The sequence below is a fragment of the Geomesophilobacter sediminis genome, from assembly GCF_016458275.1.
GTDB lineage: Bacteria > Desulfobacterota > Desulfuromonadia > Geobacterales > Geobacteraceae > Geomesophilobacter > Geomesophilobacter sediminis.
In genome coordinates this window covers 1-11,707 of sequence record NZ_JAEMHM010000002.1, presented here as the reverse complement: position 1 = coordinate 11,707, position 11,707 = coordinate 1, and the positions used below count along the sequence as shown (strand labels likewise).

General features: G+C 63.7%; 5 protein-coding genes. 3 read left to right on the top strand and 2 right to left on the bottom strand.

The window, feature by feature from the left end:
* Positions 1–285: 285 nt before the first annotated feature.
* Both JFN93_RS01825 and JFN93_RS01820 read right to left on the bottom strand, forming a co-directional pair.
* Entirely contained in the window at positions 286–534 is a 249-nt protein-coding gene (locus JFN93_RS01825) for a hypothetical protein (RefSeq protein WP_199382286.1), read from the bottom strand.
* Positions 535–714: 180 nt separating this feature from the next.
* On the bottom strand, positions 715–2,739 hold the full coding sequence (locus JFN93_RS01820) for an SPFH domain-containing protein (protein ID WP_236021495.1): 2,025 nt from the start codon (positions 2,737–2,739) through the stop codon (positions 715–717).
* Between the two features lie 675 nt (positions 2,740–3,414).
* Here JFN93_RS01820 and JFN93_RS01815 point away from each other — a divergent pair.
* The 3 genes from JFN93_RS01815 to JFN93_RS01805 form a co-directional block, all read left to right on the top strand.
* Complete coding sequence (locus tag JFN93_RS01815; protein ID WP_199382285.1) at positions 3,415–5,322, top strand: tetratricopeptide repeat protein; 1,908 nt, start codon at positions 3,415–3,417, stop codon at positions 5,320–5,322.
* Between the two features lie 21 nt (positions 5,323–5,343).
* Positions 5,344–6,726, top strand: a complete 1,383-nt coding sequence (locus tag JFN93_RS01810; RefSeq protein ID WP_199382284.1) for a hypothetical protein — start codon at positions 5,344–5,346, stop codon at positions 6,724–6,726.
* Between the two features lie 786 nt (positions 6,727–7,512).
* The coding region (locus JFN93_RS01805) for a putative Ig domain-containing protein (protein ID WP_199382283.1) at positions 7,513–11,707 on the top strand (4,195 nt) is incomplete at its 3' end.

The following is an 11,707-nucleotide window of genomic DNA, read 5'->3' as shown; positions in this document are numbered from 1 at the left end:
CCTGACTGGTATGCCTGCTCGCCAGATTGGTATGCCTGCTCGCCAGACTGGTGTGCCCGCTGGCCAGACTGGTATGCCTGCTCGCCAGACTGGTATGCCTGCTCGCCAGACCGGTATGCCTGCTCGCCAGACCGGTATGCCTGCTCGCCAGACCGGTATGCCTGCTCGCCAGACTGGTATGCCTGCTCGCCAGACTGGTATGCCTGCTCGCGAACTGGTTCATCGCTTGTAACGGCCTTCATCAGCCGACGGATCTTGTGAGCCTGAGTGTCCCTAACCTTCGCTTCACCCAACGGTCCGGAAGTACGCCGTCGTGCCGTCGTTGAAGTGCTCTATCTCCCCGCTGGCCTCTAGCATGCGGGTCAGGCGGCGGAGGAACCAGCTCTTGGGGACGCGGAAAAGATGCAGGTCGAGGTCCTTTTCAATCCGGACGGACGGGACCCAGCGTTCCTGGTACTGCGTCTCCTTTTCCTTCAGGTATTCGAGAAATTCTTCGGCCATCTCACCGACTACTCTTCTGATTACTTTGTTCACTGGCACTGCTTGCGGCTCCTTGGTTCGAAACGATCGGAACATTGAGTTAGCTATTTTTTGTCCTGAACAGCTTAAAGGCAAATCCCCCCCGGCCCCCCTTTTTCAAAGGGGGGAGGAGTAGGATCCACCTTATCAGCATTCATCAGCATTTATCAGCGTTCATCTGCGGACGGTTTGTGGTCACGAGACCGCCTGCTCGGTGACCACTTTGGCCGGCGGTTCGGCCACGGTCATGGTCGGAGTACCCTTCTTCACCATCTGGGCGATCAGAACGTCGAGCAGCCCGCCTTTTTCGCCGGAGACCAGGATGTCGGGGGTCACCCGGATGTTCCCTTCGGCGATCTTCTTGATCACCTCGATGGCGGTGATGGCCTGCTGCCCGAGCGCCGCATTCTGCTTGCGGTAGGCCTCGGCGGTCGCCTGGCCGATCGCCTCGATCTTCTTCGCCTCCCCCTCCCCGCGCAGCCGCACGCCTTCGGCATCCCCCTGGGCCAAAACAATCGTCCGCTGCTTCTGCTGGTCCGCCACTTTCACCCCGATCTCGGCCTTGACCAGTTCGCCCTGCTGGTCGGCGGTGGCGCGGGTCTTCTCGGTCGAAATGCGCGCCGCCTCGGCCTCCTGCTGCATGGCGAACATCTCTTTTTGCTGCTCTGCGATGATCCGCTTGGTCTGGGTCTCCATGAGTTCCTGGGGCAGGTTGATCTGGCAGATGAGCACCGAGACGCACTCAACGTGGTACTTCTCCAGACTCAGCCGCGCCCGGTCCTCGGCCCGGGTCTGCTCTTCCTGGCGGTTCTGCAGGAAGTTCATCGCGGAGGTGGAGGACGCCTGGTTGCGGAAGGAGGAGTCGATCATCGGATGGATGACGTGCAGGATCAGGTTTTCGATGGAACCGACCTTCGCCACCATGTACGGTGCCTGGTCGGGACGCACCCGCACCACGACCTTGACCGAGACGTCGATGGGGAAGCCGTCCTTGGAAATCACCTTGAGGGGATCGAAACGGGTCTCGGCGGAATTGTCCCAGTCGATGGTGATGTTGGTGGTGTCGATGATGTAGGGGATGAAGGCGCGCTTGTTCAGGTAGTAGCGTCCCGGCCCGGCGACCTCCTCCTGAATGCCGCGGTACCCCTTGGGAACCACGTAGCGCTCGCGTGCCTCATCGGCGTCGGCAACCTCGCCGGTCTGCGACGCGGTGAGCCGCCGCTTCATCTCCTCGGTCGGCTCCTCGCCCACGTTGGAGATCACCACCGCGACCTGGCCGCGCTCGACCACCGCCACGTCGTCCGGCTCGACCTTGAACATGAGGGGATTGACGTAGTAGGTGCCGGGTCGCAGCACGTCGAGCTGCGGGCCGCGCTGGCCGCCGGCGACGAGGAACTTCTGGGCGTCCTGGTAGTCGTCGTGACCGGCCACCGCCTTGGCGATGTATTCGCTTTCCGGAAGGGCGGCGCCGTCCAGCGCGGTAACCAGCCCGATCTTGCTGGCCGGAACGACCGTCGCCTCGTGGATCTCCACCCGAAACAGGTTGGTGTTGATCCGGTAGGTACCCGGCTGGAGGATGTCGATCTGCGGCCCCTTCTGCCCTCCCTTCTCAAGAAAGCCCTGTCCGTTTTCGAAGTTGGAATGTCCCTTCACGCTCTGCCCGAGCAGGCGGCCGGCAGGGATGTTGTCCCCGTCCATCGCGGTCACCACCCCGACCCTCCCCTTGTCGATGAAGACCGCACTGGCAGTGGTCACCTGGAACTGGAAAGGATTTATCCGGTACTTGCCCGGAGGGAGGATCTGGATCTGCGGCCCCTTCTGGCCCCCGTTTTTCAGAAAGAGTTCGCCGTCCTGGAATGCGTTATGCCCCTCGACCACCTGGGCGAAGATGCGCCCCGGCGGAATCGGGATGCCGTCGATCGACTCGACCATGCCGACCTCGCCGTCCTTGATCTCCACGAAGGGATGCTTCTGCGCGGTGTAGAGAAACGGGATGAGAAAATGGAGTCCCGGCCCGAGGGTGCGGGCCTGGATGCCGACCTCGTCCTCCATGGCGACCACGCGCCCCTGGGGCATCTTGCGGCCGAACCAGCGCCGCTCCAGGATGGCCATGTCGGTGCCGGGAACGTTGACTATCGAGTTGTAGAGAAGGATTCCGACGATGATGGCGAGTACTACGAGCGGGACGATGGTGGTGTAGTGTGCTGCGAGGAATTCCAAGGTAAGGCCTCCTTTTGTTACCGAGCCGGTCCCGGTCCGGCCGACTCGCCCAAAGCTGCAGACGCGGCGAAGGTGGAACCGAACCACCGACGCTGCTCCAGACCGTAGGGCATTACAAAAAGGATGCCTTTGTAAGGATTTCAGAAGTGGCGATTAATCAAGAGGTTAGCAATGGCAAGCATTTCCCTGAATCAGGCCTGGGGTGTCCATTTCGTTACTACAGAAAGTAGAATGCCAGTAATTGTGACAGTGAATCAGGTGCTTAACCAGAAACTGTAACATTTTGGACATGTCCATTTTTTTACAGTTTTATTACAAGGCACCAATGGTCATTGAGAGGTGCTATGAAGCATCCACGCACGAAGCAAAATTATTTAGCACTAATCCACAGGCTGGGGCCCAATCCGTCTTGGTTCTGTCGGCACCCGTTCGCTGCGCTCATTCGCGCCTGGAAAGGCGCTCCCACACCACGCCCGGAACCGGTGCCTCGAACCGGCCGCGCCGGCGTTTCCCGTCTGTTTATTTTTCGCTCGCTTACGGTTTCGGAAGGTCTGTCACAGACGGTACCCAAAGCTCACAAAAAAAGCGACAAAGCTATTGATAATTATCAAATATAGTTATATTTTACTGTCCTACCGGTCTCCACAGTCTCTACCCGCCCCCAAAAGGAATGCTATGAGGGTACTTGTTACACTTTTACTCTTGCTGACGCTCGGCTGCTCCGGGAAGAAGGTCACTATCGTCGACGAGGGTGACGCGCTTCTGGGCAGCGGCAAGTACTGCGAGGCGTACCAGAAGTACCGGAAAGCGGAAACGGAAACCCCGGACCTCTCCAACGACCAACAGTTCGGCACCAACCTCTATTTCGCCAAGAAAGAGTGCGTCACCGCCTCCTACCGAAAGGGAACCGAGCTCGCCGCCAAGAAGGAGTACGACGCGGCGATCTTCCAGTTCAAACGCGCCCTTTCCCTGGACCGCAATCACAAGAAGAGCCTCCAGGCCCTGCAGTCCGCGTTCAACCAGCGGGCGGAACTGCTGAACCGCAGCGTGGACAGCTTCAAGGAAGCCGAGGAGTACGCCGCCAAGAAGCAGTGGCGTCTCGCGGCGGCGAGCTACCAGGCGGCGCTCAAGATCAATCCCGATAACGAGAAGGCCCAGAAGGGGCTCGATGAATGCCAGGCCCAGGCGAAGCGGACCCAGGAGTTCCTCGATTCCGCGGGCCGATCCCTTGCCGATAAGAAATGGCGGGCCGCCATCGACGACCTGAAGTCCGCGCTGGACAACGATCCCGAGGACCAGGAGGTCCAGGCGAAGCTCGCCGAGACGCAGAAGATCCTGGAAAACGCGAAGGCGCTCTACCAGAAAGGCCAGGCGGAGATCGCCGCCAAGAAAAACCGCGCCGGGGTGAAGCTTTTGAACGACGCGCTCGCCCTGGACCCGGAACAGCCCGAGGCCCGCGAGGCGCTGGTCGGCTACTATGCGCGCTGCGGCGGCGAACTCGAAGAGCAGGGAAAGCTCGGGGGCTCGGTCTGCTACCTGAAACGGGCGCTCGGACTGGCCCCGGCCAACGAGGCACTGAAGAAACGGGTCGCCTCCCTGGAACAGGGGATCCGGGACCGCAGCGTGGTCACCCTGGCCATCCTTCCCTTCAAGGAGTACAGCCGGGACAACGAGCTCTCCGAGAAGCTGCAGGAAGTGCTCAAGAAGCGCTTCACCGAGGATGACCAGCACCTGCTGCGGGTGGTGAACAACAAGCCGATCGAGCAGCTCTCCCAGGAGAAGGACATCCCGATGGAGAAGCTGGTCGACCCGAAGGACCCGGCGGTCTTCAAGGGGCTCAAGGGGCCCCAGGCGATCGTCGCGACCAAGGTCGCCTCGTTCAAGGTGTCCACCGAGAAGAAGGCGGAAAGCCTGACCAAGAGCTACCAGTCCGGATCGGTTCCCAAGCCCAACCCCGAGTACCAGGCGGCCAAGGAGAAGCTCGCGGCGGCCGAAGCGGCAGACGCGGCGACGCGGCAGGTGGCCGGCCAGTTCGGCGCCTTCGGGAGCCTGCTCGCCAAGGGGGTGAGCGGCGGGACCGTGGCCGCCATGCGCTCGGCGCTGGCCAACACCCCGGAATACATCGACGAGCCGACCTTTGCCACCTGGCGTTACAAGGTGATCCACCACATCAAGCACGGCACCCTCGGGGTCAGCTTCCGGCTCTTCGACACCGCGACCGGCACCCTGCTCGGCGAATCCACCGTGAACGCCGAGGCGGAGCTGACCGGGGAGTCGGTGGAACACGCCAACCCCGAAATCGGCATCGAAGAGAAGCCGATCCCGTTCGAGTCCGACGACGAGATCCGCGGCGCGATCATCGGCAAGGGAGTGGACGCCCTCTTCAAGGGGATCACCCAGGCCCTCAGCAAGTACGCCGTCGCCCGTTTCAACAACGCGGAGAAACTCGCCGCCCAGGGCAAGCACCTGGAAGCGGCGGAAAACTACTGCGACTTCATCTATTCGGTCTCCGAGGCGGACACCGACCTTGCCGCCCTCCTGAAGCGGTCCAGGGAGTTCGTCGAGACCGTAGAATTCGATTAAATCCGGCAATGGAGGAATAGTATGCATCACCTGTATCGCTTGTTTATTGTCCTGATCCTGTGCTCTGTTTTGCCGACAGTTGCCACAGCCGGCTGGTTCAGCAAGGATCCCTTGAAGCGCGAGATCATCTCAACCCCGGCCGGCGCGAAGGTTTCCTACTCGCTCAAGGGTGAGGACCAGTGGGTAGCGCTGGGGACCACCCCCTTTGCCGACCAGTTCGAGCCGGACAAGTTTCCCGCCGGGTACTACCGCGTGGAGAAAGAAGGGTACAAGTCGGAGACCCGGCTGCAGCCGGCGCCGCCGGCCAACGGGAAGCCGCAGAGCTTCAAGCTCGCCTTCAGCATGCAGCCGATCACCACGATCCGGCTCACCGTCACCTCCAAACCGAGCGAGGCGATGATCCTGTTCGGGACCGACAAGAACAACATCACCAAGCAGCTCGGACCGACCCCCTACAAGGAGTCCAAGACCGACGCCGCCTCCGAGGAAAAGCCGTCCTGGGAGAAGGGTTACTACCTGGCGCGCCTGAACGGGTACCGCCCCAAGATGATCGCCACCGAGGCGAGCAGCAGCGACGTCGAGCTCCATTTCGACCTGGAGCCGCTCCCGACCGCCCCGGCCCCGCCGGAGATCGAGTATCCCGACGCCGATGCGGTCGCCTACAAGCCGGTCTTCATCGACGCCTTCAAGAACCCGGACGAGGAGATCCCGACTGCGGCTGCCGTGGCGGTGATGGATTTCAACGGGGTGCCCAAGGACGTGCAGACCACCATCACTGATTCGCTGATCCTGAAGCTGCAGCGTAAGGGCTTCCCGGTCCTGGAGCGCGAATATCTGGAGAAGGCGATTGCCGACGTGAACGGACCGGCTCCGGCTCCGGTTGCCGCCGGGGCAACGGAGGCCGTCGGCAGCGTCGCGGTGCCGGCTCCCGCCGCGGGTCTGGACGCCCGCAAGCGGCTGTCCGGAATCGAGCTGATCAAGAACATCGCCGACCCGCTCAAGACCCGCTACTTCCTGATCGGCAGCATCACCGAATACAGCTCCGCGAAAGAGGACGTGACCATCGCCCCGACCATCTCCGCCAAGGAGAAGACGCGCTACCAGAAGGATTACGACGCCTACGTCGGTTACTTCAAGGCCGAGAACCTCGCCTTGCCCCAGCAGCCGAAGACCCTGCAGGAGTGGGAGCTCGACTACGGTTCCAAGGGACGCTCCGCCAAGATGCACGTGGCCCGCGTGGCGGTGACCGCGAAGCTTCTCGACGTGAAGACCAGCAAGACCGTCTGGACCGGGATGCTGAACATCTCTGACAGCGGGCTGCAGCGGGCCCTCAACAAGGTGCTCGACGCGATCGCCGAGAGCATCGCCAAGGGCGAAACGACCGAGGGAAGGAAGAAGCAGTAGCCATTCCTACGGATCGACAGTGAAAAAGGCACCCGGCAAACTGGCCGGGTGCCTTTTTTTGTGGCTCTTCCTGGATTTCCGGGAAAACCGATAGGTAGTGTTGGAAACGGCAGCGGTTCTGGATGAGATTGGTCGGATGTGCCGACCAAAGGCAAATCCCCCCTGCCCCCCCTTTGCCAAAGGGGGGAACCAATAGTCACGCCGTCTTTCGAGCGAGCATTAACCTGGTTCCCGGAAATCGACAGGTAGTGTTGGAAACGGCTGTGGTTCTGGATGAGATTGGTCGGATGGGCCAACAAAAGGCAAATCCCCCCTGCCCCCCCTTTGCCAAAGGGGGGAACCAATAGCCACGCCCCCCTGCCCCCCTTTTGCCAAAGGGGGGAACGCACTGGCTGGCGGCGCTGCCGCGATCTCCAGCGGCCCGGTTTCGCTGCCGGTAGTGTAAAAGGGGTGTTACACCTCATCGCGGCGACGGTGCCGCCGCAACACCGCATTACTGCAACCTCCTGCCACCGAACCCCCGAAACTTCCCGAGAACATTACCGGCAGCGCTTTTGCGCCGCGGTTAAGCGAAGTCTCATTTTTGTTACACTTCGCCGGACTCCCCCCCGACAAAGACGACATTCCACCTGAAAAATCGAGCAGATACCCATTGGTGTGCAATTTGCTACGGTGGCTGGCATTTGGGCTGCGCTCTGCCGCTGGAGAGGATGCGGCCCCTGGCTGATCCGGAACACCTGGAAACGAGGTGGGATTTGTAGCGCTTTGAAAACACAGGGGGACACCATGGAGAACCGGGTTAAGTGGCTGTGTTTTTCCGCTGCCTTCTTTTTGATGTATCTCGCCAGTGTCCCCGCGATGGCCGTCACGGTCTGGGAACCTACGGGCGGTCTGCAGAGGGCACCGGTAAACGCCCTGGCCGTTTCCCCCACCGACAGCCAAACCATCTACGTCGGATCGACCAACGGCGTGGCCAAATCCACCGACCGGGGCAGTTCCTGGATCGCGGCGAACACGGGGCTGGGCAACAGCCAGGTGTTCGCCCTGGCGATCGACAAGGACGGCCGCATCTACCTCGGCACCGACAACGGCATCTTCAAGTCAACCGACGGAGCGCAATCATGGACAGCTATCAACACAGGGCTCAGCAGTACGCATGTCTGGGCGCTTGCCATCGACCCGAGCAACAGCCAGATCATCTACGCGGGATCCAGCCGTGCCTATCCGACGGATACCGGCGGGGTGTTCAAATCGACGGATGGGGGGAACTCCTGGACCGCAACGAGCAATGGCCTTACCTCTACGGACGTAGCCTCGATAGCCCTCGACCCGACGGCTCCGCAGACCGTCTACGTCGGGACCGGTAGCAACGGCGGGGCAACCGGGCGGGGGATTTTCAAAAGCACGGACGGCGGGGCCTCCTGGAGCGCGGCCAACACCGGGCTTTCCTTCAGCCCGGATTTCACCGTGGTCACCGCGCTCGCTTCGAGTAGCGGCCGGCAACGGCTCTTTGCCGGCACCTGGTGGGGGAGCAAGACCAACGGCGACGGCGGGGCATACACCGGGGTGTACCGCTCCACCGACGGGGGGAGCTCCTGGAGCGAGGTCTACAGCGGACAGGTCTCCGCGGTGGCGATCGATCCCGCCAACGAGGACACGATCTACGCCGGGACCTGGAACGGGGTGTTCCAGTCGACCGACGGCGGCGACACCTGGAACGCGATCAACACCAACCTGAACAGCACCAACGTCTATTCCCTGGCCATCGACACGGCCGGCCAGATCGTCTACGCCGGGACCAACGCCGGCTCGGTCTACAAGGGAGTTGCCGCGGCCATCGGCGGCATCCCCGCTACGAGCGTCATGGCCGGCAGCACCTACCGCTTCACCCCGGCCGCCCCCAACGCCACCAGCTTCTCCATCACCAACATGCCCTACTGGGCGAGCTTCGACACGGCCACCGGCACCCTGACCGGCACGCCGACCACCGGCAACATCGGCGCCTACAACAACATCGTCATCTCAGCCACCTTCTACACCACCAAGGTGTCGCTCCCCCCCTTCTCGATCACCGTGCTGCTGCCGCTGCCGCTCATTTCCGGCACCCCGGCGACCAGCGTCACCGCGGGGAATACCTACAGCTTCACGCCGACCGCAAGCTACGCCGCGAGCTTCTCCATCGCCAACAAGCCCTCCTGGGCCTACTTCACCACCGCCACCGGGCAGTTGACCGGGACCCCCACCAACGCCGACGCCGGAGATTATTCCGGCATCACCATCTCCGCGGTCAACAGCACCGGGACCACCGCGCTCGCTCCGTTCACGGTCCGGGTCAACCTGCCGATGCCGATGATCTACGGCACCCCGGCAAGTACCGTGGTGGCCGGGTCGAGCTACAGTTTCACCCCGTCGGCCGCCAATGCCACGAGCTTCACGGTGGCAAACCGGCCGGCCTGGGCCAGCTTCAACACCGCGACCGGCGCCCTTTCCGGCACCCCGGGGCTCGCGGACGCCGGGGTGTACCAAAACATCGTGATCAGCGCGGTCAACGGCACCGGAACGGCCCCCCTCCCGGCCTTCTCGATCACGGTCACCGTGCCCGCCCCCTCCATATCCGGCACCCCGGCCACCACCGTGACCACGGGGCAGCAGTACCGCTTCACCCCGTCGGCAAGCAACGCCGCAAGCTTCACCATTGCCAACAAACCGGCCTGGGCGAGCTTCGACCCCGCCACCGGGACCCTTTCCGGCACCCCGGCAGGCAGTGACATCGGCGCCTATTCGAACATCGTCATCAGCGCGGCAAATACCACGGCAACCGCAGCGCTCCCCGCCTTCACGATCACCGTGCTCCCGCCGCTCCCCACCATCTCGGGGGTGCCGGCCACGAGCGTTACCGCAGGGCAGCCCTACCGTTTCACCCCGACCGCCGCCAACGCGGCGAGCTTCTCCATCACCAACAAGCCGGCCTGGGCAGGCTTTGACAGCGGCACCGGCACCCTTTCCGGCACCCCGGCGGACGCCGACGCGGGCACCTACGCCAACATCGGCATCAGCGCGGTGAACGCAGCGGGGTCGGCGGTGCTTCCCGCCTTTTCCATCGCGGTCGCGCCGGCGACGAACCCGGTCCCGGTCCTGGTCATTTCCACCCTGCCGGACGGCTCGGTCACCAGTAACCGCACCCTCAACATAACCGGCGTCGTCACCTGCGCCAACGGACTGAAAAGCCTCACCATCAACGGCGGTGCCGTCCCGGTGAACGGTGACGGAAGCTTTGCCTGGGCGGTCGTCCTCGCCGAGGGGGCGAACACCATCACCGTCGCGGCCACCGACTTCCTCGATTACCGCACCGTGGACAGCCGGACCATCACCCTCGACAGCACCGGGCCGACCATCACGATCGCGGCCCCGGCCGATACCAGCATCACCGCCGCGACCGCCATCAACGTCACCGGCACGGTCAGCGAGCCGTGCACGGTAACCGTAGCGGTCAACGGTGCAGCCGCGGTACCGGCGGTCATGAACGGCAACGACTTCTCCGCCGCGGTGAACCTCGCCGCCGGGACCAATACCATCATCGTCACCGTGACCGACCGGGCCGGCAACGTGAGCGTCGCCAAGCGGACCGTCGTCTGCGACCCGTCCAAACCATCCCTGGCGATCACCGATCCGAACCAGGACATCGTCACCGCAGCATCGTCCTACCTGGTCCGGGGGAGCGCGGGAGACGCCGACACCGCGGCCACGGTGGTCATCGCGGTGGACGGCAAGGTCTTCACCCCGGCGCTGACCGCCGGGGCCTTCGCCCAGCAGATCGACCTTCCCGATGAAAAACAGTACGCGGTCGTCGCCACGGCAACCGACCTGGCGGGGAACGTCGCCACGGTGCAGCGAAACATCATCGTTTCCCGGCCTACGAGCGGTGGGGCGACCATCCCGACCATCTCGGGCACCCCGGCAACCGGGGTGACGGTCGGCTACGCCTACCGCTTCACCCCGACGGCAACCGACGCCACCGGCTTCACCATCACCAGCAAGCCGTCCTGGGCCGCCTTCGACGCCACCACCGGCACCCTTTCCGGGTCCCCCAGGCTTGCCGACGCCGGCATCTATTCCAGCATCGTCATCAGCGCGGTCAACGCGGCCGGGGCGGCCACCCTCCCCGCCTTCGCCATCACGGTGACCGTGCCGCCGCTGCCGACCGTCTCGGGGAGCCCCGCCGCCGCCGTGACCGTCGGCCAGAGCTACCTTTTCACGCCGACCGCAACCGACGCGGCGAGTTTTGCCATCACCGGCAAACCTTCCTGGGCCGCGTTCGACAGCGCGACCGGCACCCTGTCCGGCACGCCGCAGACAGCCGACGTCGGGAACTACCCGAGCATCGTCATCAGCGCGGTGAACGCCGCCGGCTCGGCGGCGCTGCCGGCCTTCGCCATCACGGTCGCCCTGCCGCTACCGCCGCTGCCGACCATCTCCGGGACCCCGGCCACGACCGTGACCGCGGGCCAAAGCTACCGTTTCACCCCGAGCGCCACCAACGCCGCAAGTTTCTCCATCACCGGCAAGCCCTCCTGGGCGGCCTTCGATTCCGCCACCGGCGCGCTCTCCGGCACCCCGCAACGTGCCGACGCCGGGAGCTACCCGAACATCGTGATCAGTGCGGCGAACGCCGCCGGCTCGGCGGCGCTGCCGGCCTTCGCCATCACGGTCGCCCTGCCGCTACCACCGCTGCCGACCATCTCCGGGACCCCGGCCACGACCGTGACCGCCGTCCAAAGCTACCTTTTCACCCCGAACGCGACCGACGCCGCAAGTTTCTCGATCACCGGCAAGCCCTCCTGGGCGGCCTTCGATTCCGCCACCGGCGCGCTTTCCGGCACCCCGCAACGTGCCGACGCCGGGAACTACCCGAACATCGTGATCAGTGCGGCGAACGCCGCCGGCTCGGCGGCGCTGCCGGCCTTCGCCATCACGGTCGCCC